Source organism: Reinekea thalattae, assembly GCF_008041945.1.
GTDB classification, from domain to species: Bacteria; Pseudomonadota; Gammaproteobacteria; order Pseudomonadales; family Natronospirillaceae; genus Reinekea; species Reinekea thalattae.
The window spans coordinates 1,615,190-1,639,346 of the sequence record NZ_VKAD01000001.1 but is presented as its reverse complement, the minus strand read 5'-3'; the positions used below and the strand labels follow the sequence as shown (position 1 = coordinate 1,639,346).

17 protein-coding genes are annotated in these 24,157 nt (G+C 48.0%); 10 read left to right on the top strand and 7 right to left on the bottom strand.

Going from position 1 to position 24,157, the window contains the following annotated elements; all coding sequences use genetic code 11:
* The first annotated feature begins 6 nt into the window (after nucleotides 1-6).
* The 3 genes from dnaJ (at nucleotide 7) to FME95_RS07425 (ending at nucleotide 3,479) form a co-directional block, all read left to right on the top strand.
* On the top strand, nucleotides 7-1,140 hold the full coding sequence (dnaJ, locus tag FME95_RS07435) for a molecular chaperone DnaJ (protein ID WP_147713757.1): 1,134 nt from the start codon (nucleotides 7-9) through the stop codon (nucleotides 1,138-1,140).
* 177 nt (nucleotides 1,141-1,317) lie between these two features.
* On the top strand, nucleotides 1,318-2,121 hold the full coding sequence (gene dapB, locus FME95_RS07430) for a 4-hydroxy-tetrahydrodipicolinate reductase (protein ID WP_147713756.1): 804 nt from the start codon (nucleotides 1,318-1,320) through the stop codon (nucleotides 2,119-2,121).
* Between the two features lie 149 nt (nucleotides 2,122-2,270).
* Complete coding sequence (locus FME95_RS07425; RefSeq protein WP_147713755.1) at nucleotides 2,271-3,479, top strand: hypothetical protein; 1,209 nt, start codon at nucleotides 2,271-2,273, stop codon at nucleotides 3,477-3,479.
* Between the two features lie 106 nt (nucleotides 3,480-3,585).
* On the opposite strand, the gene FME95_RS07420 is transcribed toward FME95_RS07425, so the two are convergent.
* The 4 genes from FME95_RS07420 to FME95_RS07405 form a co-directional block, all read right to left on the bottom strand.
* Nucleotides 3,586-4,965 (bottom strand): HDOD domain-containing protein, encoded by a 1,380-nt coding sequence (locus FME95_RS07420; protein WP_147713754.1) that lies wholly within the window; start codon nucleotides 4,963-4,965, stop codon nucleotides 3,586-3,588.
* 233 nt (nucleotides 4,966-5,198) lie between these two features.
* On the bottom strand, nucleotides 5,199-7,274 hold the full coding sequence (recG, locus tag FME95_RS07415) for an ATP-dependent DNA helicase RecG (RefSeq protein WP_147713753.1): 2,076 nt from the start codon (nucleotides 7,272-7,274) through the stop codon (nucleotides 5,199-5,201).
* Nucleotides 7,275-7,287: 13 nt separating this feature from the next.
* Nucleotides 7,288-8,655: a nucleotide 5'-monophosphate nucleosidase PpnN gene (ppnN, locus tag FME95_RS07410; RefSeq protein WP_147713752.1), complete on the bottom strand. Its 1,368-nt coding sequence runs from the start codon at nucleotides 8,653-8,655 to the stop codon at nucleotides 7,288-7,290.
* A 55-nt stretch (nucleotides 8,656-8,710) separates the two neighbouring features.
* Nucleotides 8,711-9,652: a homoserine kinase gene (locus FME95_RS07405; protein ID WP_147713751.1), complete on the bottom strand. Its 942-nt coding sequence runs from the start codon at nucleotides 9,650-9,652 to the stop codon at nucleotides 8,711-8,713.
* A 178-nt stretch (nucleotides 9,653-9,830) separates the two neighbouring features.
* Here FME95_RS07405 and polA point away from each other — a divergent pair, with 178 nt between their 5' ends.
* The 4 genes from polA to FME95_RS07385 all read left to right on the top strand — a co-directional run bounded on the left by polA (nucleotide 9,831) and on the right by FME95_RS07385 (nucleotide 14,726).
* A complete protein-coding gene (gene polA / locus FME95_RS07400) occupies nucleotides 9,831-12,656 on the top strand; it encodes a DNA polymerase I (RefSeq protein ID WP_147713750.1) in 2,826 nt (941 codons plus the stop codon).
* Between the two features lie 108 nt (nucleotides 12,657-12,764).
* Nucleotides 12,765-13,136: a response regulator gene (locus FME95_RS07395; protein WP_147713749.1), complete on the top strand. Its 372-nt coding sequence runs from the start codon at nucleotides 12,765-12,767 to the stop codon at nucleotides 13,134-13,136.
* A gap of 10 nt (nucleotides 13,137-13,146) precedes the next feature.
* Complete coding sequence (locus FME95_RS07390; protein WP_147713748.1) at nucleotides 13,147-13,755, top strand: histidine kinase; 609 nt, start codon at nucleotides 13,147-13,149, stop codon at nucleotides 13,753-13,755.
* Nucleotides 13,756-13,757: 2 nt separating this feature from the next.
* Nucleotides 13,758-14,726: a GGDEF domain-containing protein gene (locus FME95_RS07385; RefSeq protein ID WP_147713747.1), complete on the top strand. Its 969-nt coding sequence runs from the start codon at nucleotides 13,758-13,760 to the stop codon at nucleotides 14,724-14,726.
* A 2-nt stretch (nucleotides 14,727-14,728) separates the two neighbouring features.
* On the opposite strand, the gene ruvX is transcribed toward FME95_RS07385, so the two are convergent.
* The 3 genes from ruvX to gshB are packed head-to-tail and all read right to left on the bottom strand — an operon-like array spanning nucleotide 14,729 to nucleotide 17,140.
* The gene (gene ruvX, locus FME95_RS07380) at nucleotides 14,729-15,178 is read right to left on the bottom strand and encodes a Holliday junction resolvase RuvX (RefSeq protein WP_147713746.1); all 450 of its coding nucleotides are present in this window, start codon (nucleotides 15,176-15,178) and stop codon (nucleotides 14,729-14,731) included.
* Between the two features lie 58 nt (nucleotides 15,179-15,236).
* A complete protein-coding gene (locus FME95_RS07375; protein WP_147713745.1) occupies nucleotides 15,237-16,136 on the bottom strand; it encodes an energy transducer TonB in 900 nt (299 codons plus the stop codon).
* Between the two features lie 50 nt (nucleotides 16,137-16,186).
* Nucleotides 16,187-17,140: a glutathione synthase gene (gene gshB, locus FME95_RS07370; RefSeq protein ID WP_147713744.1), complete on the bottom strand. Its 954-nt coding sequence runs from the start codon at nucleotides 17,138-17,140 to the stop codon at nucleotides 16,187-16,189.
* Between the two features lie 349 nt (nucleotides 17,141-17,489).
* Between gshB and FME95_RS07365 the strand changes: the two genes are divergently transcribed.
* The 3 genes from FME95_RS07365 (at nucleotide 17,490) to FME95_RS07355 (ending at nucleotide 24,154) form a co-directional block, all read left to right on the top strand.
* On the top strand, nucleotides 17,490-18,029 hold the full coding sequence (locus FME95_RS07365) for a chemotaxis protein CheW (protein WP_147713743.1): 540 nt from the start codon (nucleotides 17,490-17,492) through the stop codon (nucleotides 18,027-18,029).
* A gap of 40 nt (nucleotides 18,030-18,069) precedes the next feature.
* A complete protein-coding gene (locus FME95_RS07360) occupies nucleotides 18,070-20,175 on the top strand; it encodes a methyl-accepting chemotaxis protein (protein WP_147713742.1) in 2,106 nt (701 codons plus the stop codon).
* Nucleotides 20,176-20,257: 82 nt separating this feature from the next.
* Nucleotides 20,258-24,154 carry a FimL-related protein gene (locus FME95_RS07355; RefSeq protein ID WP_147713741.1) on the top strand — a complete coding sequence of 1,299 codons (3,897 nt, stop codon included), beginning with the start codon at nucleotides 20,258-20,260 and terminating at the stop codon, nucleotides 24,152-24,154.
* Nucleotides 24,155-24,157 lie beyond the last annotated feature (3 nt).

Below are 24,157 nucleotides of genomic sequence, written 5' to 3'. Positions count from 1 at the left end.
AGCATTATGGCAAAACGCGATTATTACGAAGTATTAGGGCTATCGAAAGGAGCCGACGAGAAGGAAGTAAAAAAAGCTTACCGTCGTATGGCTATGAAGTTTCACCCAGACCGTAATCCGGGTGACGAAAAAGCAGAAGCAAGCTTTAAAGAAGTCAACGAAGCTTACGAAGTGTTATCGGATGCGCAAAAACGCCAAGCGTATGACCAGTTTGGTCACGCCGGTGTTGATGGCCAAGCCGGAGGCTTTGGTGGTCAAGGTGGTGGCTCTGGTAGCTTTAGCGATATTTTTGGTGATGTCTTCGGTGATATTTTTGGTGGTGCCGGTGGCGGCGCACGAGGCGGTCGATCTTCGGCGCAGCGAGGCTCTGATCTAAAATATAATTTAGAGCTGACTTTAGAAGAAGCGGTTCGTGGCGTAGAAAAAAATATCCGCGTTCCAACGCTGGTTAACTGTGATGGCTGTGGTGGCAGCGGTGCAAAAAAAGGTACTTCACCGACAACCTGTTCGACCTGTAGTGGTTCTGGTCAAGTTCGTATGCAGCAAGGTTTCTTTGCCGTGCAGCAAACCTGTCCGTCCTGTTCTGGTGCCGGTAAAATTATTTCTGATCCTTGCACCAGCTGTTATGGCCGTGGCGTAAAAGAAGAAACCAAAACGCTGAACGTTAAGATTCCGCCAGGTGTTGATACCGGTGATCGCATTCGCTTATCTGGTGAAGGCGAAGCGGGTCGTAATGGTGGTCCAACTGGCGATCTGTATGTTGAAGTGCATGTTAAAAAACACAGCATCTTTGAACGTGATGGCGCTAACCTCTATTGCGAAGTTCCGATTAGTATTACCGAAGCAGCCTTAGGTGGCGAGCTTGAAGTGCCGACATTGGAAGGCCGAGTTAAGCTTAAAATCCCTCAAGAAACACAAACCGGAAAACTGTTCCGATTACGCGGCAAGGGCGTTAAGCCAGTGCGTGGTCACACTGTGGGTGATCTGATGTGTCGTGTTGTTGTTGAGACTCCGGTTAACCTGACCGCAAGACAAAAAGAGCTACTGAACGAGCTGCAAGAAAGCCTAAATGGCAAAAAACATTCACCTAAGAGCAAAGGTTGGTTCGAGGGTGTGAAGAAGTTCTTTGGTGAAATTTAACCTGATCGATCAGGATCATAAAGGGTGACAGTAACGTCGCCCTTTTTTATCGCAGGAATAGCTAGCTGAATTATGAGCTGATGACCTGTCAGATTTATGAACAAAAGCTGCGCTATTGAAACCGGCTCGATTAGACTGTCGGTCGAAATTTAAATAGGTGTCAGTGTGGAGACTGTTATGCAAAAAATAATCGTAACCGGAGCCGATGGTCGCATGGGTCGTGCCCTGATTGAGGCCATCTTAGATACCGAAAATGTGCAACTGATAGGCGCAGTGGTTAAATCAGACTCGCCCTATTTAGCCAAAGATGCTGGCGAATTAGTTGGTCAAGGCTCTCTTGGTATCAAGATTACCGATAACCTTGAAGCGCTTTTGAGTAGCGACGTGACCGTTATTGATTTCACCGTTCCGGCTGCCACGTTACAGCATTTGGCATTGGCGGCAGCAGCCTCAGCCAAAATGGTTATCGGCACGACCGGCTTTAATGAAGAGCAGCTGGCGCAGTTACAAAGCTATCAAGATAAATTACCGATGGTGTTTGCGGGCAACTATTCAGTTGGCGTCAACCTCACCTTGCAGCTGTTACGCATGGCCGCCAAAATTATTGGCCAAAGCAGCGATATCGAAGTCATTGAAGCGCATCATAAACACAAGGTCGACGCCCCTAGTGGTACGGCACTTATGATGGGTGAAGCGGTCGCCGGAGCGATGAATAAAGAATTGAAAGAATGCGCTGTGTTTAGTCGCGAAGGTATTACTGGCGAGCGAGAAAACGGCACTATTGGCTTTTCTACCATTCGAGGTGGCGATATTGTCGGAGAGCATACCGTTATGTTTGCCAGTGAAGGTGAACGTGTAGAAATCAACCATAAAGCCAGTTCCCGGCAAACCTTTGCTCGTGGTGCCGTTCGCGCTGCAACTTGGCTTGGCCAAGATAAAGCTCGCGGACTTTATAGTATGGAAGATGTGTTGGGTTTTTAAGTAGATCACTATCGAATAAAGCTCTTGTGACGTTTATTTTTTTGCATCCGTTATACTAGGTAAAATCCATTGACCCTACTGCGTGGCTCTGGTTGTATGCGTCTATATGATGCCCGAGTAGATTGAACGATTAGGAATAGGAAAACCGAATGAAACCTCTTTTTGCGCTTTCGTTACTAGCGACAGCAATAGCCGCTAGCCAAGCTGTCGCCGCTGACTCAGAAACCTCCATTACTTTTAATGGTGTGATGGATGTTTATGTTGGCCAAGATTTAGATAATGACACCACCATCGTTTCAATCTTTGATGATTCCGATGACGATGATACTGACGAAGACGATGAGACTTCAGGTTCAGGTTTAGAAATGAATGTTACCGTCATTAACGGCCCGCTTTCTGGTGTGGTGACGTTAGCCGTAGAAGACAATGGCGACGACACTGATGAAGATGGCTCTGGTGATGGAGAGTTAGAGATTACTATCGACGATGTTGTCGTGACGCAAGATCAGTTTGTTTTTGGTCAGGTCGGCGAGCTTATGCTGACCGATGAGTACGCTGGCGATATGGAAGATGATCAAACCATTGATGGTGTGTTCGATATTCTGGCGGGTATCAAACTGACGGTTGTCGACGGCCTCTATGTACAATTTCAGGGAACGCAGGTCGATGACGATGGCGATGAAGACACCAAAACCTATTACGACTATGGTTTCGCGGCACAGTACGTTGGCGAAAACGATCGTTGGTCTTATGTGTTAGAAGCTGAAATTCTTAATACTGATGACCAAAGCTATAGCTATTACGATGATAATGGTGATTTGCAAACGGCTACTGTCGAAGATGTAGAGCCTTACACCTATGGCGGTGTTGGCGTTACCTATAGCGGTGATATTTTCAGCCTTAGCAGTGCCTTTACCAACTTTGGTTATGACAGCAAAGATAGTGAGTACGCCTTAGAAACCAGCATTGATTTAAACAAGACGTTGCTCGCTTTCACTTGGACTGATTACAGCATTAATTCCAGTAATGATGAATTACTGGAAAACTACGCGCAGTATAGCTTTAACGATGTCTTTGCCATGGGTGTAGGCTACGACTGGACTGTGCAAAGTAATGCGGGCGATGCTTTCTATGGCGCGTTGATTTATCAGGAAGGTGCAATTACCGCAAGCGCCGAAGTTGGCCTAGCGAACTATGACGCCGACGAGCAGGATTTCTATATCGATTCTGAAATTGCTTATGGTTTTGAATCCGACGTAGAGCTGTATGGTAAATACGACTATTACGATGACGCCGAAGTTGATGACGACGATGAATCAGAAAACCTGATCGCTATTGGTCTGCGTTATTCTTTTTAATAACCGGACGGTAGAATAAAAAAATCCTCGCAATAGCGAGGATTTTTTTTGCCTAGATTTTTTGTCTAGAAGCTGGCTGCAGCGGCCGTGTGGCTTTAACCCTAGCTTAACCTTGCAATGCTCGAGCAAGTGCATCGAGGTCTGTTTTCTTCTCTTTTAATTGCTCCATCGCCTGCTGCACATCGTTGATGTCGAGGTTTAAACTTTCCAGTACAAAGGGGTCTAATTGCTGGTGTGTTTTAGGCAAAAAATCGTACTGTTCGAGCATATGTTTGGCTAAATAAATGAGATGCGCCTGATCACTGGCTTCGCCTAAATAGCGTGGCTCACTTTGATAGCGAACACCTAATGCGACCTCGACGGGTAAGCTCCAGCTGTTCATAAGGTTGGCCGCAATTTGGTCTCGGGTAATGCCTAAGACAAATTTTTCGATATGCTGGTGCTGAATGTGACGGTTTAAGTCGATCATCTGATTGGTTTTGTGCAAATGAGGCTTAAATGCATGCGCCAAAATCAGCTGACCAAAGTTATGCAGCAGACCGGCTAAATAACTGAGGCCAAAGCTTGGCCGGAATTCCCGTGGGATAATAGCAACCAAGGCTGCCACTGTTTCGGCAACATAGACGGCGGTGTTCCAATAGGGGACTTCGCCTTTGCGTGTCGGTGGTAATTCAATGCTTTTACCGAGCGAAAGGCCGACGGCTAAATTCATCACCAAATCAAAACCCAGTACACGAACGATGGCATCCTGCACTGACTTAATTGAACCGGGAGCCGAATAATAAGAAGAGCTGGCCCAGCTGACGACTTGTGCAGCCAGGCTCGGGTCGCGTTCAACAATTTTACTGAGTTTGCTGATGCTGGCGTCAGCGTCGACGCGCAGCTTTATGATTTCTTGTGCGGTATCCGGTAAGGGTGGAATTTCTAGTGTTTCAGAGAGCCGCTGCCGAATACGCATGGCGGTTAATTTGGTGACCGCGTCGTCAATTTTTTTGCGGTCGTGATCAAACAGACTGAGTTCATAATCGAGATCGTCGACTGGAACAACCGAGGCAATCGGCGCGATCAATGTGGCTTCTTTTCGGCGCATATCTTTGGCGCTGTTCAGGGCTAACAAATGATCTGAGTTACCGCTGTATACAAAGACGCGATCAGTATAGAAGAGTGTCTGGTCGATAATGGTTTTAGCGGGTAATAGGTCGTCGAATGCGGGAAAGGTTTCTAGGTTAAATTGCGTCAGCAGGCCTTGTTTTTCAATAATGCTGAGCGGTTTTAGTTGCCGACCCGTTAACGCGCGGAGCTTTTCTAAATCGACAATGGCGCTTGAGGCGGTAAAGACTTGCACCAAACCTTCACTGTCAGATAAAAGGCAAACCTCGGCTCGATCGAGAGTCGGCCGATTCGGTCCCAGAGCATGTTCAATGTTATTTTGGCTTAAATGCCGCAGTACGGAGTCCGGAATGTTAACTTCAGCTTGGTTTGACAAGATTTAGCTTTCCCAATGTGTTGTTGCCTAATCGCATGTATTACTAGTCGAGCTATGGCTAATGTTGGTCGATATCGACGTTGAAACGTCGCACAATTGCCATCAGCTTACCCAATCTTAACAGGTTACTATAGATCGACTTTAGGATAGGAGTCTATATCGCTGTGAGATATGCGCTCTGTCACACTTGAACGATTCTTCACACAATTCCCAGCCTTCTCAATCAAAATGATTTATACCTGTGAATACTTATCGGCATGAATCAGCCATCTATTAATAATGGGTTGCACATGCTGCGGGTATTCTTGCATTAAACGTTGTGCCAATTGGCCGACGTAGGGGATGAGAGCCTCATCTCGCTCAAGATTAGCGACTCGAAATGCAATGGCTCCAGTTTGGCGTGTGCCTAACACTTCGCCCGGCCCTCTTAACTTTAGATCTTCCTCGGCGATGACAAAGCCGTCATTAGTGCTGCGCATCACTTCTAAGCGTTGCTTGCCCTGCTCAGATAATTCGTCACCAAACATTAGCAAACAGAAGCTTTCGACAGTGCCACGACCGACTCGGCCACGCAGTTGGTGCAGTTGCGCCAAGCCCAGACGTTCTGGATTTTCGATAATCATGACGCTGGCATTGGGCACATCGACACCGACTTCAATGACGGTGGTGGCAACCAAAATATCCAGCTCGTGGCGTTTAAATGCCTCCATTAGCTGGTTCTTTTCGGCGGCCTTGAGTTTGCCGTGCAATAAACCGATGCGTCGATGAGGCAGCGCCTCTGCCAGTTCGTTGGCACTGGATTGCGCGGCGGCGAGCTGCAATTCATCAGACTCTTCGATGAGCGTGCACACCCAGTAGATTTGTCGACCATCTTGACAGGCGGCGTCGACTCGCCGGATCACTGCGTCTTTACGACTTTGACTCAGCACCGTGGTTGTCACTGGTGTTCGTCCAGGCGGTAATTCGTCGATAATCGAGACATCCAAATCAGCGAATGCGGTCATCGCCAACGTACGAGGAATCGGCGTGGCGGTCATGGCGAGTTGGTGCGCAGCGCCGTTAGCGGCCTTCTCTTTTAACGCCAGTCGTTGCTGAACACCAAAGCGATGTTGCTCATCGATGATCACCAAGCCAAGGTTGTGGTAATTAACGCCATCCTGAAACAAAGCGTGGGTGCCAATAAGGAATTCGATTTGGCCGTTTTGCAGTTGTGGCAAAATAACATCGCGTTCTTTTTTGCTGGTTTTACCAAGCAGTGCTGCACACTTCACGCCGAGCGGTTCAGCCCATGTTGAGACATTAGTAAAGTGCTGCTGTGCTAATAATTCGGTTGGTGCCATTAGCGCAACCTGCAAACCAGACTCGATCGCTTGCAGTGCTGCTAACATGGCAACTAGAGTTTTGCCGGAGCCAACATCGCCCTGCACTAAACGAAGCATCGGAATAGGCCGCTGTAAATCTTGGCTGATTTCTTCGAATACTCGATGCTGCGCTTGAGTTAGCTGGAAAGGTAGGTTCGCTAGTAGAGCAGGAGCCAGTCTTGTCGATTTAACAGTCGGCTGTGCGCCGCAAGACTGTTGCTGCTGGCGATAGGCCAACATACTTAAATGATGGGCAAGCAATTCTTCAATCGCTAAACGCTGTTGCGCTGGGTGGCTGCCTTCAAGCAACGCCATTATATCGCTGTCTCGGTTTGGCTGATGCAGCGTTAAAATTGCCTCGGTTAGCGAAGGTAAGTTCAGCTCGTTTAACCATGCCGCAGGTAGCCATTCGGGCAAGCCTTGTTGTTGTCGTAATAGCGTCAACGCCTGTTCGATCAGGCTGCGCATACGCGTTTGGTTGATACCCTCGGTGGTTGGGTACAGCGGCGTTAATGATTGTTCTAGCGGTGCCAGCTCGCCAGAATGGGCGATCGAATATTCAGGGTGGATCATCTCAAGGCCGGTTGGCCCCATGCGCACTTCACCATAACAACGCACTAGAGTGCCGGCTTTCAGTTGGTTTTGCTGTGCCTTGGTAAAGTGAAACAGCCGAATGCTGATGACGCCAGAATCGTCTTGAATGCGACACACTAAAGAACGCCGTCTGCCAAATAAGACTTGGCAAGCTCTAACTTGCCCTTCAATAACCACAGCCATACCCATGCGCAAACTGCCGATAGCAGCAATGCGAGTACGATCCTGATATTTATAGGGCAGATGGAACAGCAGGTCGCTGACGGTATGAATATCGAGGCTGGCGAATTTTTCGGCGAACTTCGGCCCAGCCCCTTTTAACACCGAAATGGCGCTTTGTAATGTCGTGGCCATTCTTGCTTGGCCCTTAGGTCACAACTTTATAGCATGGCTGATATTCGGTGCCAGGCAGCTTCATACGTTGTTGTTCAACAAAAGCACACAGCAAGGCATCGAGCGGTTGCATAATGGTTTGGTCGCCGTGGATTTCAAATGGCCCATGTTGTTCGATCGCCAAAATGCCTGTGTCTTTAACATTGCCTGCAACAATACCACTGAACGCGCGTCTTAAATCGGCGGCCAATTCATGTGTTGGTGTGGTTTTATGCAAGCGCAAGTTCGCCATGTTTTCATGGTTTGGCTCAAACGGGTGTTGGTAATCTTCACTGATATTAAGGTGCCAATTAAAGTGGAAGGCATCTTTGGTCTGCTTACGGAAAGCCTTAACTTGCTCCATACCTTGCGCCATTTCTTGTGCCACCGCTTCTTTATCATCGACAATAATGCGGTATTTCTGCTGCGCACTAGGACCGAGCGTTGCTCCAATAAAAGCATGCAGCTGTTCAAAATAGGCGGCAGCCTGTTTTGGGCCTGTTAGCACTAATGGGAATGGAATGTCTTGGTTATCTGGGTGTAGCAAGATACCTAAAATGTAGAGCAACTCTTCGGCGGTGCCGACACCACCGGGAAAGATGATGATGCCGTGACCTAAGCGAACAAAGGCCTCTAGGCGTTTTTCAATATCAGGCAGAATGGCCAGTTCGTTAACAATTGGATTCGGCGCTTCTGCGGCAATAATGCCCGGTTCGGTTAAGCCGATGTAACGACCATTACGAATACGTTGCTTGGCATGCGAAATGGTCGCGCCCTTCATCGGCCCTTTCATCGCACCCGGACCACAGCCGGTGCAGATATCCAAGCCTCTTAAGCCCAATTCGTGGCCGACATCCTTGGTGTATTTGTATTCGTTTTTGTTGATCGAGTGCCCGCCCCAGCAAACGACAATGCGAGGGTCACTGCCTGGATTCATCAGATGGGCGTTGCGCAAAAACTGGAAAACATAATCGGTGATGTCGCTGCTGGTGCGTAAATTTAAGCCCAGCTGTTTATTGGCGGCTTGGGTGTAAACAATATCGCGCAGTGCCGAAAAAACCATTTCTTGAGTTGAGCGAATCATCTTGCCATCGACAAAAGCATTCTTTGGCGCATTGATCAGGTTTAATCGAATGCCGCGGTCTTGTTGCTCTATATCGATGTGAAAATTAGGGAAGGTCTCCAACATGGTTTTGGTGTTGTCGATATCGGAACCGGTATTTAAGATCGCTAACACACAGCGGCGCAACAGATCATAAAGCCCGTTCTCGCCAGCTTTTTTCAGTCTTGTTACTTCAAATTGAGAGAGCACCTCTAGGCTGCCCACAGCGGTGATGGAGGTATCGATGGTTTCTTCTGTCATAAGGTACGTCCTCGTGCAAAACCAAATCTCAGCAGCTGACTGACTCGCTGCGGTGTTAAACCGCCGCGATTAGATTAACCAGCAATGCTTTCATGATTTCGGGATCTTTAACGGTAATGTTGTCGTCAGATTCGCCGTGCGCTCGCTGAGCTAAAATTCGACTCAACCAAAAGCGTGTCGCTGACTGAACCTGCAATAAAGGTATGCTTTGCTGCTCCTCTAACGTCAGTGGTCGAATGTGTTGGTAAGCAGTTAAAAAGGTGTCGCCATAGTCTCTGTTGTAGTTACCCGTATCATCAAGACACCAGTCGTTTAATGTGATGGCAATGTCCAATGCGTAGCTGTCGTAACCGGCGAAATACCAGTCGATGATGCCGGAAATTTTGCCGTTATCGAATAGCGCATTATCCTGGAACAAATCCGCATGAATAATGCCGCTGGGTAATTCTGGTAACTGGTCAAACATAGCCAACGCCTGATTCAACAAGGCTTGGTCTTGAGTTGGCAAGCTCGCCATCAGCTCGGCGGCATTGTGTTGTATCCAAGCCAAACCGTGCGAATGATCTTGGCTCATTTCAAAGTTTGCAGTCGCCAAATGTACTTGCGCTAAACCCGATGAAATCTGTTCTAGATAGGGTTCAGTGTTGTCAATATGACCGCCGGGCGCGCGCTCAACCAGAACCGCAGGCTTGTTTTTAACGCTGAATAGAATGTCACCGCTATTTTGCCGGTAGGGGCGCGGTACGGCGCAACCGGCTTGATTCAAGTGTTCGCAAAGTAACAGATAAAACGGTAGCCGTTCGGCGGCAAGCGTCTCAAACAAGGTCAGAACTAACTCATGTTCGCTGGTGGTGACAAAGTAATTGGTGTTCTCGACTCCGGCTTTGATGCCCTGATGTTTTTTATAATCACCTAAATCGAATTGAGTTAAGAGTTGAGCAATTTCCTGACTAGAGAGTTCGGTATAGACAGACATCTGATGCGAATGGACCTTCATATTATATTGGTGAATAAGGCGGACAGTATTGGAATCAGCGAGATGGGTCAATGACAGATATTGCCAAAGTCGCTATTTTTCAGTGATAAGCTGGCTCCAGCTAAGCGATGTGTCGGCGATGATCAGCCTTGTGGTAGACTGCCCAGCAATACTATTTTACTGATCGAGATTAGCGTAGATGTCCAATACTCCAGCCCCTGTCGTCTTAGTCGATGGCTCCTCTTACTTGTTTCGTGCTTATCATGCGTTGCCGCCGCTAGAGAATTCAGAAGGCTTGCAGACCGGCGCCATTAAAGGCGTGGTATCGATGTTACGGCGGCTGATTAATGATTACGCCGACAGTCAGATCGCGGTCATTTTTGATGCCAAAGGGCCAACCTTTCGTAATGACATCTACGACGAGTACAAGGCCAATCGCCCGCCAATGCCAGAAGAGCTACGCCAGCAGATTGAACCGATTCACGAAACGGTGAAAGCTATGGGCTTGCCGCTGTTGTGTGTCAGCGGCGTTGAGGCCGATGATGTGATTGGCACCCTAGCGGCACAAGCCACAAAGCAGAACATTCCCTGTGTCATCAGTACCGGCGATAAAGACATGGCCCAGTTGGTATCACAGCAGGTAACGCTGATTAATACCATGAAAAATGAAACCCTCGATATCCCCGGCGTTGAAGCAAAATACGGCTTTCATCCAGATAAGATGATCGATTACTTAGCGTTGATGGGCGATAAGGTCGATAACATTCCCGGTGTGCCCGGTGTGGGTGAAAAAACAGCGCTCGCGCTGATCCAAGGTTTAGGTGGTTTAGATGATATCTACAGCCGCTTGGATGAGGTTGCCAGCCTAACCTTCCGTGGCGCTAAAACCATGGCTGCCAAGCTTGAAACGCATAAAGAGATGGCTTATTTAAGCTATGAGCTAGCGACCATCAAGTTAGATGTCGAATTGGATTTTGGTGTTGCTGATATTGCTAAAACTGAGCCAGATGAGTCGCTTTTGCGGCAGCTGTTTGAGCGCTTTCAGTTCCGCACTTGGCTGAAAGAAATGGCGGCTCCAGCAGCTGACGCCTCAACAGATCAGAACAGCAGTGCCAGCGACACAGCAACAAAAGACGCCACCTCTTCGTCGGTCTTGGATCAGCCTGTTGTGGCAGAGCCCGCAGAACAGCATTACCAGGTTGTTACGGCAATGGAGCAACTTGATGACATTGTTCGTTGGGTTAATCAAACCAAGCAGCTTGCCTATTTGCCTGTGTTAGAAAAAGAGCATTACATGAATCCGCAGTGGGTTGGCTTAACCGTTGCCGCAGAGGCGGGTCGCGCTTGGTATATTCCTTTTAAAGAAGCCCAAACTGAAGTGCTCGATTACAAGGCGGTTTTCGCTAAACTCAAGCCACTTTGGCAACAGCACAGTATTGTTAAAACGGGTTATAACTTTAAAGCTGATCATCATTTATTTGCCGCGTTAAATTGGCAGCCGTCGCGTCTGTTGCATGATGTTCAATTGATGGCGTTTGTTTACGACAGTACGGTTAAACGCGATAAGTCGTTAAGTAATCATTTTTCACAGCTGTCGCTCGATAATCTATTCATCACCTATTTAGAAAAAACGCCAAAAACGATTGAAGATTTTCTCGGCAAGGCGGGTAAGCGTCAGCTATCGCCTGCTGAAGTCGCTGCCGAACAAATCGGCCCTTGGTGGGCGGAGCGCAGTGATCTGTTGTTGCGTTTAGGCGACTGGCTAAAGCAAGGTTTGCTGATACGCGGAATCGATAAAGTTTATGATGAAATTGAGCGACCATTGTCGAAAGTCTTGTCGCAAATTGAACGCAATGGTGTGGTGTTGGATACCGACTACATGCATTCGCTCAGTCAAGATTTTAAAAGCCGCTTGGCCAGCATAGAACAACAGGCTCATGAGATTGCAGGCACTGAATTTAACCTAGATTCGCCTAAGCAGCTGGCCGATATTCTGTTTAACAAGATGCAGTTGCCGGTGGTTGCTAAAACCGCCAGCGGAGCACCATCGACCAACGAAGAGGTGTTAACTGAATTGGCCGAAGAGCATGAGCTGGCGCGTCTGATTCTGCAATCTCGGCACTTGCGTAAGCTGGTCGGCACCTATACCGACCCACTGCCAACGCAGGTTCTGCGATTAGCCGATAATGATCAGGCGCGACTGCACACAACCTACAATCAAACCGGTGCTCAGACTGGCCGTTTGAGCTCGAATGATCCGAATTTGCAAAACATTCCGATTCGAACCAAAGAAGGCCGCTCGATTCGCAAAGCCTTTATTGCACCCGAAGGCTATAGCGTTGTTGCGGCCGACTACTCGCAAATTGAGTTACGCATCATGACGCACCTGTCACAGGATGAAAATTTGATCGAAGCCTTTAAGCAAGGCAAAGACATTCACCGAGCAACGGCCGCAGACGTGATGGACTTGCCCGAATCTGAGGTGACCGATGAGCAGCGCCGGTCCGCCAAGGCGATTAATTTTGGTCTTATCTACGGTATGTCGGCGTTTGGCTTGGCCAAACAGCTTGGTATTAGCCGCACCGAGGCTAAAAACTATGTTGATGCTTATTTTGAACGCTACCCCGGTGTGCGTCGTTATATGGATGAAACACGTGCAGAAGCCAGTGAACTAGGTTACGTTGAAACGATATTTGGACGACGACTGTATTTGCCTGGCTTGATGTCATCGAACCAGATCGCTCGAAAAGGTGCCGAGCGCACGGCAATTAATGCTCCAATGCAAGGAACCGCGGCCGATATTATTAAAATGGCTATGGTTGACGTGCAAAATTGGTTGGTGAATAGCAACCTAAAAGCACGCATGGTTATGCAGGTTCACGATGAATTAGTCTTTGAAGTGGCCGAAGAGCACCAAGATGCCCTTATTGAAGGGGTTAAATTCCGCATGCAACACTGTGCGAATTTAGACGTACCTCTCGTTGTGGACATAGGGGTTGGAAAATCGTGGGATGAAGCACATTAGTCTAGTTTGTATTTAGTTATGATTTTTTTAAATATTAATTCGCGCTATCAAGTTGATAATTAACGCGAATTTGTCTTTATTTAAATGTAATGATGAAGTGGAGTACATATGTCTTTACCGCTACTGGTCGTAGATGATTCTAGGCTTGCCCGACGGCAGGTCGTTAAGGCGTTGCCAGCTGATTGGGATGTAGATATCACCTTGGCTGAAAACGGTGCAGAAGCAATTGAGTATATTAACCGCGGACAGGGTGAAGTGGTGTTACTTGATTTGACGATGCCTATTGTCGACGGCTATGGAGTACTGGAAACAATCAAATCGCGTGACTTACCGGCGGTTGTTATTGTGATTTCCGGTGATATTCAACCCGAAGCCGAAGCTAGAGTTAAACAACTGGGTGCGCTTGCTTTCTTAAAAAAGCCAGTCGACCCAGAAACTCTGAAGAATACACTTAAGGATTTCGGCCTCTATACAAAATAAGGGTGGCTTTTTGGATAACGAAATACTGGATGAAGATTTAAGAGATTGCTTTCAAGAAATCAGTAATGTGGCTGTTGGTCGAGCTGCAGACTTACTCGCTCGGCTATTAAACACTTTCGTTGTGATGCCTATTCCTGTCGTTAACCTACTTGAGCGTTCCGAATTAAGTATGGCGTTGTCAGCAGTTGCTGATGCCGAATCCGTCAGTGCTGTTTGCCAAGGCTTTACCGGTGCTAAAATCGCAGGCGAAGCACTGCTAATATTTAACGATGCCAGTTTTTCTGATATGGCAGAGCTGACCCAGTACACCGGCGATATTACCGAGCAGATTCAGTTAGAACTGCTGATGGATATCTCTAATATTTTAATCGGCGCTTGCCTAAAAGGCTTGGCCGAACAATTGGATGTGAACTTCTCTCAAGGCCAGCCTTATCTTCTTGGCCAGCATTTAAATATTGGTGAGTTGCTTAATAATAACAGCACTGATTGGTCTCGCTTACTCACTATCGAAATTCCTTATAAATTAGAAGGCCGCAAGGTCAATTGTGATCTATTATTATTATTCACAGAGGACAGTTTAAAAGTTTTGCGCGACAAAGCTTCTTATTTATTGGAGTGATTATGAGCCAGTCACCAGGCGGCATGAGTGAATTTCATTGGCTTATTGAAGTACTACAAACCGTCGATATAGGTATTGTTGTTCTTGATTTAGATTACAACATAACCGCATGGAACGGGTTTATTGAAAACAATTCCGGTGTTGATTCAGCTGATGCAATTGGCCGAAGTCTATTCGATGTTTTTTCTGAGCTATCTGAGCAGTGGTTTAAGCACAAGGCGGAAACCGTTATTCAATTACGCAATCGAGCCTTTACCACTTGGGAACAACGGCCTTATGTGTTTAAGTTTAAAAACACTCGGCCAGTTACCGGCATGACCCCCTTCATGTATCAGAACACGACCTTTATTCCCGTCATTGGTCCTGCTGGCGAAGTGCAAAATCTAGCCATCATTGTTTACGACGTTTCTGATACCGCCATTAGTAAAATCGAACTGAAAGGCGCTAACGATCAGCTTGCTCAGCTCAGTCGTACCGACGGACTAACCCAGTTATTAAATCGCGGCCATTGGGAAGAGCTGTTGGAAGCAGAATTTATGCGCCAGCAACGTAAGGTTCGTGACATGAGTTTGGTCATGCTCGACATCGACCACTTTAAAGAAATCAACGACAACTATGGTCATCAAACTGGCGATGAAGTGCTGCGTGCGGTGGCTAAATTACTGCAAGAAAACTCTCGTGCTAGCGATTACTATGGCCGTTACGGCGGTGAAGAGTTTGCTTTGTTATTGCGCGATTCGGATACCCAAAGTGCGATGCAATTTGCCGAGCGGCTACGTGAAACAGTAGAGCAAACCAGTTTCCATACCGCTCAGGGTGAAATTAAATTGACCATCAGTTTAGGTGTTGCCGGATGGAGCGATCAGCTGGCGGATCACCGCGCATGGATGAAGGTTGCCGACCAAGCGTTGTATCAATCGAAAAACGCAGGTCGTAATCAAATCACATTAGCAGGCACAGGGCAGGCGTAACATTATTCGGCGTTGGTTTTATTGCGCTGTTGTTCTAACCAGGATTGCAAAATAATTTGTGCAGCAATGCCATCTAGGTTGGCTTGCTTCGCTTTTTTAAGCGACATTGTTGATTGTGTGCCTTGCTGAGCTAAATGCTGGTGAGCCTCTTTGGTCGACAGGCGTTCATCGATACCTTCGGCCGGTAAACCGTAGCGGCCGTGTAAACGTTTGCGGAATTTGTTGGCTCGAACCGTCATGTCGAATTCAGAACCATCTAGGTTGTAAGGGATGCCGACAACAAAACCAGCAGGCTTCCACAGCGCAACAAGCGCATCGATATCGTCCCAGTTGGGAATGCCATTGCGAGCACGTAGTGGTTTTAATTCGGATGCTGTGTAGGTCGCAGTTTGACCACTGGCAACGCCAATCCAGCCCAGTCCCCAGTCAAAGCCTAACCAAGTTTGCTCCATCGAAAGGTCTCTCTATTTGTTCTCGTTTAGTGAATGGGTTGTAAATGGTTTTGTGAGCCTATTCAAGCAGGTCGCTGCGTGAAGCTTCAAAGCGATTGTCGACGCGGAAATGCCAAGTACGAATAATTTCTAGTGTGTTCATGCCTTGCAACATTTCGGCAGTGAGCGGCTCAAAAGGTGCTGCCAAATAAACGATTTGTTTCGCAGCCTGGTCAAGTAATGCATGGCCAGATGATTGAGAGACGGTGACTGATTTCAAAGTACCATCGGCATTTATTTGTACCGACAAACGCACCGCGCCAGTGAGCCGATTTTGTCGAGCAGCGATTGGGTAGTTTTGATTACCGATACGCTCAACTTTTTCTAACCAATGAAAAATATAGGCGGCATCGACAGCCCTTTTTGCGGACAAAGCAGTCAGCGTTCTTACTCTTGGTCGGTTAGCGTATTCTTGTCGGCTGCTATCCAGCATAGCTTTTAGCGTCGCAACATCGGTGATGTTGTTAAGCTGTGTTTGGTTAGCGTTAGGTGTTAGCTGGCTGTTACTTTCGCTCGCTTCAGAGGGCGTCGGCGTGCTGTTTTGTGCGCTGCTGTCGGTACTGATAATACGACTGTTCCTTTGGCTGAGTTCGGCAAAGGTAATCTGTTGTTCTAAATCCGATGTTTGAAAAATTTTATTGTCTTCGATTTCTGCTTCTTCGGTCGATTTAAGCAGCGCCTTTTGGTCTAGGGTGCCGCTGCCTTGCTGGTCTTTATCGGATAAAAAATCAGCCTCATCTTGAGTGATTTTATTTTCAGCGTGTAAGCTCAGCGTGACATCGAGCGTCGGGCTTTTACTGCTCGAATGGCTGCTGGTAAAGCTGACGCCAAAGATAATCAGCGCATGGACTGCCAAGGCAATAAAGATCGTAAAACTTAGGCGATCAAACGCGCTGATAGTTGAGTCGGCTGGGTTCATTGATGCTGTCTCAGTTTGTCATCATGTCGGTTGACGATACGCTCGCTGGCCTAACGAGAGGCCAGTCTTTTTTCGATCGCGTTCATCAAGCGCCCAGCGATGTCGGTGCCGTATTCGTTATCAATTTCGCGAATACAGGTTGGGCTGGTGACGTTGATTTCGGTGAGATAATTACCAATAACATCGAGCCCAACAAAGATCAGTCCGCGCTTAACCAGCTCGGGGGCTATTTTCTCCGCGAGTGCTCGATCAGAATCGCTCAATGGTTGCGGGCGACCCGTGCCGCCGGCTGCTAGGTTGCCGCGCGTTTCACCTTTGGCGGGTAGGCGCGCTAAGCAATAGTCCATGACTTCGCCGTCGACCACTAAAATACGTTTGTCGCCATCTTTAATCTCAGGCAGATATTTCTGCGCCATAATCTGTTCGTTGCCATCTTTGGTCAGCGTTTCAATGATAACGCTGACATTTGGATCATCGGCTTTGAGACGAAAGATGGCGCTGCCGCCCATGCCATCGAGTGGCTTGAATATGACATCGCCATGCTTGGCATGAAACGCCTTCAGCAGTTGACTGTTTTTGCTGATGAGGTGCTCTGGTGTCAGTTCGGCAAATTCGGTCGCAAATACCTTCTCATTGCAGTCGCGTAAGCTTTGCGGCTTGTTCACGACAAGCGTACCTTGGCGCTCTGCGTTTTCCAGTAGGTAGGTTGCATAGATGTATTCGTTGTCAAACGGTGGGTCTTTACGCATTAGGATGACATCGAAATCGGCGAGCACTTTGGTTACCGCTTCGCCTTTTTCGTAAAAATGATCTGGGTCTTTAAATACCTTGAGCGGATGCGCCAAACCCATGGCTTGGCCGTTTTCTAGGTAAAGGTCCGATGGCGTAAGGTAATGCAATTGCCAGCCACGTTCGGCTGCGGCCCAAAGCATGGCCAGTGAGCTGTCCTTTTTATAGTTAACCTGTTCAATGGGATCCATAATAATTGCAAGCTGAATGGCCATAGTGATTCCTAATGAGCTGAAAAATAAGTGACATGGTAAATGAAACCGCCATCGGTCAAAACGACTTTATCGACTCAGTGCCGACTGATGACTGCAAATAGCATTAAATAGAGCCGATAGTGGCTCAATTTCTGTTCGTTTGTCAGCGGTTCATTAAATAAGTTTGTTATAAATTAACAGTTGTATCGAAGAATGATTTAAAATCAAAGGCTTAATACTAATTTAATGATAAATCGATCGGCATAAATACACCGCTCAGGGTTTATTACAGCGCAGGCTGTAATGCAGTAAGTGCCCATTAGATCGAGCCTATAGCCGATAGTTCAGTGACAAACGGGTGCCAAGCCACATGTCAGAGTTGCCATCAACAATAAATCAAACAGCGTCGGAGCATGGCGAAGATTCTACCGACTTAGCTGCGCAAGAGAATTGGCGAGCGTTGCGTTTCCAAGCAGCAGGCTGCCGTTTGGCGGCGTCGATCGAGGGTGTGGTGGAATTGATCAAGCTGCCTGTTTACACCCGCCTGCCTAACGTTCAGCCGTGGCTGCTTGGCGTTTCCAATATTCGAGGCCATTTGGTGCCGTTGTTTGACCTCTCGTTGTTCTTTTGTCGCCAGAGTCGAGCCATTGAGAATCAACGCCGGTTATTAATTATTGAACACAATACTCAGTTAACCGGTTTGGTAGTGGATAAGTTCGAAGGTATGCGTGATTGCACCGATGCGCAAGAGCCCTCGCCGCAGTCTGAGCTGCCAGTGGCGATGCAAGCCTTTGTTAGCGGTCAGGTTAAATCTGAAGGTATGTTGTGGCATCGATTCGATGCTGAGCGGCTATTGAATCATGCCGCCTTTACAGAAGTGTCGGTCTATAACGAGATCATTAACGAGTGAAAACAATAACAATGGCTAGGTTAATGTTAGGAGCACAGGCATGACGTCTCAGTTTGGCGCATTACGCATGGCCGTGCAGGCCCGTCGACAAATGACATGGTTAACCGTTTCGGCGTTGTTGATGCTTGTATTGACCAGTCTGGTTCTGCTCTTTACCTATGTGCAATCGCGTTACGACAGTGCGCAACGAGATGCCGTTGCGGCACTGCGTCAGCTAGCACCTCAGTTGCAACATACAACGATGCAGGCTGCGCGTGGTCAAAGCAATGCCTTTTCTGAGCTGGTGACGATCGAAGCTGAATTTGAGCGTCATCGAGTGCAGCTGCTAAAAAGCCCAATGCCAAGCTATCTTTCAGCATTGGATCATTATTTTATCGACATCGATAGCGCCTTGCTGAATCAAACTTGGTTAGCGACAACCGAGGCGGTGCGGCCGGTACTGGAAAATAAATCAGCCTTGCTGCTATTGGCGAATGCCGATAACGCCGTTCTGAGCAACCGTGAGCCGCTGGCAAAGCTGTATACAGAATTAGTCGAATTGCTGGCCGCAGACTCGCCGACACCAAGATCATTGATGGTGGCGCGGCAAGTTTGGTTGCTCGATAAAATGCAGGGTTTGCTGGATAACCTGACGGATACTCGAGGTGATGTGACACAAATCGTCACCGAGCTAGAGCAGAGCTTGGCGTTTTATCGGCAAGTTTTTCAGGCCTTACAGACCACCGATGCGCGTCTCAATATTGCTCCAATAGCGCCCGGCCCAGCGCTGAATACACTGCTAGAGATTGATCAGCTTGATGACTCAATAGAGCTCAGTTTGCAATCCTTGCTCGATAACCGATTAGGATTAATCACCGCAGAGCAGGCGCTCAATCGCCTTAAACAGCAAACGATGAGGTTGCACGAGCAAGTTTTTTCACTGCCCGAGCAGGCGCGTTCACTGACGCTCTATGGTGTGCATATTGGCTTTGTGTGGGCCTTTGTATTGGTGGCACTGACCATTGTACTGGTGCTTATCATGGTGGTATTGACGCAGCGTTATGCTCATCGAAGCTTGCGCAATGCGGAGCAAACCAATCAACAGCATCAGAGCGATATTTTGCAATTGCTGGATGAATTAGCGGTATTGGCCGAGGGTGATTTAACCGCACAGATGAGTCTAACCGGCGGCTTTACCGGCACAATTGCCGAGGCGATAAACGTTTGCGTTGATCAAATTCGACATCGAATTAATGCCATTCAGGAGGCGGCTATCGAATCAACCGTTGCCGCCACCGAAGTACAAACAATGACTCAGCATTTGGCTGAGGCTAGCCGTCGTCAGGCCGAAGAGATTGGCGCGGTAGCAACCGCAGTGAAGCACGACGCGCTCTCGGCAGAGCAGTTACAGCACAGTGCACAAGATACGGTGGCAGCGGCTAAGTTATCGATGAATGCCATTACTCAGGGTTTTGGTGCAGTGCAGGAGGCGATTGCAGATATCGACCAGCTGTTACCGCAAATTGAAGATTCCGCTATGCGCGCCAAACGATTGGTGCAGACGATCAGTAAGATTGGTGAAATCGTCACCGATATGAACGAATTAACCGAGCAAACCAATATTTTAGCAGTAAATGCCTCTATTCAATCGTCTGTTGCTGGCAACGCCGGGCGTGGATTTTCGGCCATCGCCGAACAGGTACAGCGGCTTGCGGAGCGTTCGTCTGAGACCACTAAGCAAATTGGCACTCTAGTAAAGTCGATTCAGAACGATACAGAGGAAACGGCTAATGCCATTAGTCAAACGACAGAGGCTGCTGAGCGCGGGGTCTATTTGGTTAAAGATACCGGCGCGATTTTTGATGAAATTGAGCGAGTATCGGCGAGCCTGGTTGAATTGACACAAAATATTGCTCAGGCAACGGTACAGCAGGCCTCTTCAGCCGGTCATGTATCGACAACGATGGACGTAATTCAAGAAATTGCCACGCAAACGTCGATTGGTACAAAGACTACAGCCGAATCGGCCGTTAAAGTATTAAGGCGATCAAAAAAGCTGCATCAAACCATCGATCGCCTGAAATTGGTATCAAACAGCCCGCAGACTAATGCGGAAACAATGATGATATCTGAGCTGAATGATACAAAGAGCGAGGTTAAATCATGACTCAGTCAATGATTTTAATCGCTAAACAAGACAGTAATGCGGGCACAGAGCCCATGACGATAACGACACTAGGGAGTTCGGCATGACAGACCGCCGAGACTATGTTGCCATTGAACAGGTTCAAGGCGAAGTAGAGGATGCACTAAGGCAGGCACAAACTGCCCTGGTTTCCTATGCCGGATCACCGGACGATATGAATTTGTTCGGCGTTTGCCTGTCTGCAATTCAGCAGATCTGTCGTTTATTGCAAGGTATTGAGTTTGACAGCGCCACCCATCTGGCCGAAGAAATGGCGCTGCTAAGCCAGACCATGGCCGATGAAGATGTACTGGCCAACAAAGAGAATTTATTACTGCTGGCTCGCGCCCTGTCGCAGTTATCGACCTATTTACAACAATTACAAACCGCTCAACAGGACTTACCGCTGGCTATTTTACCGCTGCTCAATGAGTTGCGGCAGGCGCGTGGTGCCGACTCGATAAGTGAGCTATCGGTATTTACGCCGGATGTTTCTAGCGTATACCGTTTGATCGAAGAGCCAGATTATCGCCTAGTGGATCGCCCTAATACCGTTGAATTGCTGGCTAAGTTGCGCCAAATGTATCAAATGGCGTTACTTGGCTGGATCAAGGGTGAAGATGTTCAGACCAATTTAGACTTTTTAGCTAAATCGATCAGCCGCATTTTGATGTTGGCGGAACAAACGCCAGCTGGGCCTTTCTGGCAAGTTGTGGATGCCTTTGTTAGCGCCATTCAGACTGGGCAATTGCAACGTTCGGTGCCAGTGTTTAAGGCATTGAGTTCGGTCGACCATCTGTTGCGCGACATGAAAAGCGATCCGTTACACGCCATTAAACAGCCACCTAACGAAAGCGTGCTAAAGCGCATTCTGTTTTTTATTGCCGGTACCGAGCAGGGCGATATTGAGCGGATAGAAAATATTAGAACTGAGTACTCACTAACAGAACTGCGCCCAAGTGATAAACAGCTGGGCGAATTACGTCAGCAATTGGCCGATTACGATCCAGAGTTGTTAGAACGTTTAGACGAAGCCTTTTTAGAGCAAGAAGTTAATGCTCACACCGAGGTTTATGTTGATGAAACGCCGAGTCTACTCGAACTCTTTAATGAAGAACTGGTTGATCATGTTGAGTATATCGAAAACTACTTAGATGATGAGCCGTTAGATGCGCCAATTCCAGATGCGCTGCAACGGTCGATCAAAACCATCGCTGAGTCTGCCGAAGTGAATGCAATGGATTCGTTGGTGCTATTGCTTAAACCCGTTGAGCAGCTATTGGCGGTGATGCAAGAGCATGAAACGATCGTCGATAAAGAGTTTGTTGAGTTGATGCGGCGTTTAGTTGCGCTGATCGATCAGCACACTGAAGATTGGGCATTAGATGCCAACGATGTTACCGAATACGCTAATCAGGTGTTTGCTTATCGCCAGCAAATAGAAACACTGGCTGAAGAGTCAGAAGAGTCAGAAGAGTCAGAAGAGTCAGAAGAGTCAGAAGAGTCAGAAGAGTCAGAAGAGTCAGAAGAGTCCGAAGAGTCCGAAGAGTCCGAAGAGTCCATCGATCCCGAAGAATCCATCGAGCCCGATGAAGCCGATGAAGCCGATGAAGCCGATGAAGCCGATGAGCCCGAAGAAGCCATCGAGCCCGAAGAGTCGGACTATTTAGAGTCGGAGCCAGAATTAACCATTCCAGTCGATAACGGCTTGACGTTAATTGACGCTGCTGAGGAAGAAGAGCCAGCATCGTCGTCGACCGAGCTGGTGAGTCAGGCTCCGCCACCGGTGCCAACATTAGAAGATTCCCCCGATGTTGTGCGGGTCAGCAAAGAGCTTCTTGAAGAATTAACCAGTCTGTCGGAAGAGGCTTCGACCTCGCGCGCTCAACTAGAACGAGAAGTGGCAGGTTTTGCAGGCTCCATTAACGATATGGATCAAGCCATTAATCGGCTGAAAGATCAGGTTCGTCGTCTCGATATTGAAACCGAAGCTCAAATTCGTTTCCGTGAAAAACAGGCCGATGGTTTAGCGCCAATGGAAATGACGCGTTACGCGCAGATCAAGCAGCTGTCCAGCCTCATGTCGGAAACCTCGGACGATTTTGATGATATTAAATCGAGCTTTGCGCACCGCACTCGAGCCGTTGAAGACATTCTATTTAAGCATGGCCGTATAACTAATGAGTTAAAAGACGGCCTAATGCAGGCGCGCATGGTGCCATTTGCGCAGCTGGTGCCGCATTTACAGCGAGTGGTTTCTGACGCCTCAGAGACCTTTGGCAAACCGGCTCAGCTGGTGGTCGATAATGCTGAATACGAAGTTGACCGAAATGTATTTGAACATGCAATTTTGCCGCTTGAACATCTGTTATGTAACGCCATTGAACAGGGTCTCGAAGCACCGGAGCAGCGTGCAGAGGTTGGCAAGCCAGCTGTTGGCCAGTTACGTTTAAGCCTATCGCGTGAGCAGTCGGATGTCGTGTTAACGCTCGAAGATGACGGCCAAGGTATGGATGAAGCCAGTATTCGTGAAAAGGCGATCGAATGTGGCCTCATGCAAGACAGCGATAATCTCAGTGCAGAAGAAGTATTGCAGTTCGTTTTAGATGCCGACTTCAATACCGACCAGAGCATCGTCGGCATGGGCGATACGGCGGCAACAATGATTGCCGTGAACGCCGAGATTAAACAGCTAGGCGGTTCTGTTTCGATCAGTTCCGAACATGGCTTAGGCACCACCTATAAAGTGCGCTTGCCGTACAATGTTTCGATGTGTCGCGCCTTGATGATTAAGTGCAAAGATGAAGTCTACGCACTGCCACACAATACTGTCGAGGCGATTGTACGTGTGACGCCAGCGCAGTTGGCAGAATACTATCAACCAAACGCGCCGCTATTTGAATACGAACAACACTCGTATCGAGTTGAGTATATGGGCTCGTTGCTGCAAACCGCGGCACGGCCGGAGATCGAATCGCTCGATAGTTCCGTAGCGTTGGTGTTAGTGCGTGGCGCTGGTGGTGAAAACTCGATGGCGTTGCAGGTCGACCAACTGTTGGGCTCACGCGAAATTGTTGTCAAAACCTTAGGCAACCAGTTTAGTCAGGTGCCGGGTGTCAGTGGCGTGACGATCTTAGGTGATGGCTCGGTGGTTGTTATTTTAGAGCTGGCAGCGTTAATCCAACTAGATTCGGCAATTGAAGCGCATTCGCGGCTTTTCCCTGAACCTGAAGAGCTGGTGTCGAGCCGGCAGATTCGCGCTCGAGTGATGGTGTGCGATGATTCCGTGACCGTACGAAAAGCGCTTGGGCGTTTCTTGCGTCGTCACGGCATGGAAGTGATGCTGGCCAAAGACGGTGCCGATGCCATTAATCAGATGGTCGATAACGTGCCAGATTTAATCTTGCTCGATATCGAAATGCCTTATATGGACGGTTTCGACGCGGCTTCTTGGGTTCGCCAAGATGAGCGCCTTAAAGATGTGCCGATTATCATGATTACTTTCCGTGACGATCAACAGCACCGAGATCGTGCGGCCGATATCGGCGTCGACGACTACATGGATAAGCCTTTTAAAGAAGGCCCATTGTTGAATGCTATTGAGCGGCTTGTTGAACCTGCCAGTGAACAAGAATTGACAGGTGAAGTTGCCGACCCTGAGCCATCCGCTGAACCTAAAGAAACTGCACAGCAGCTGGCAGATCAAGCCAATGAAGCAGAAACGCATGTCGAGGTCGATCTAGACAGCTTGCAATTAGATACAGAACAGACCGAAGGCTTGGAGTTAGATATAGATAACCTGGATTTAGATATCGATGGTTTGGATTTAAATATTGATGGCTTTGATGCGGAAAGCGACGGTCTAGAAAACGACAGTCTGGAAAACGACAGTCTGGAAAACGACAGCCTAGCATCGCTCGATGATGAATCTAGCGACCAAGATGATATAGAACCGCTTTAAGTT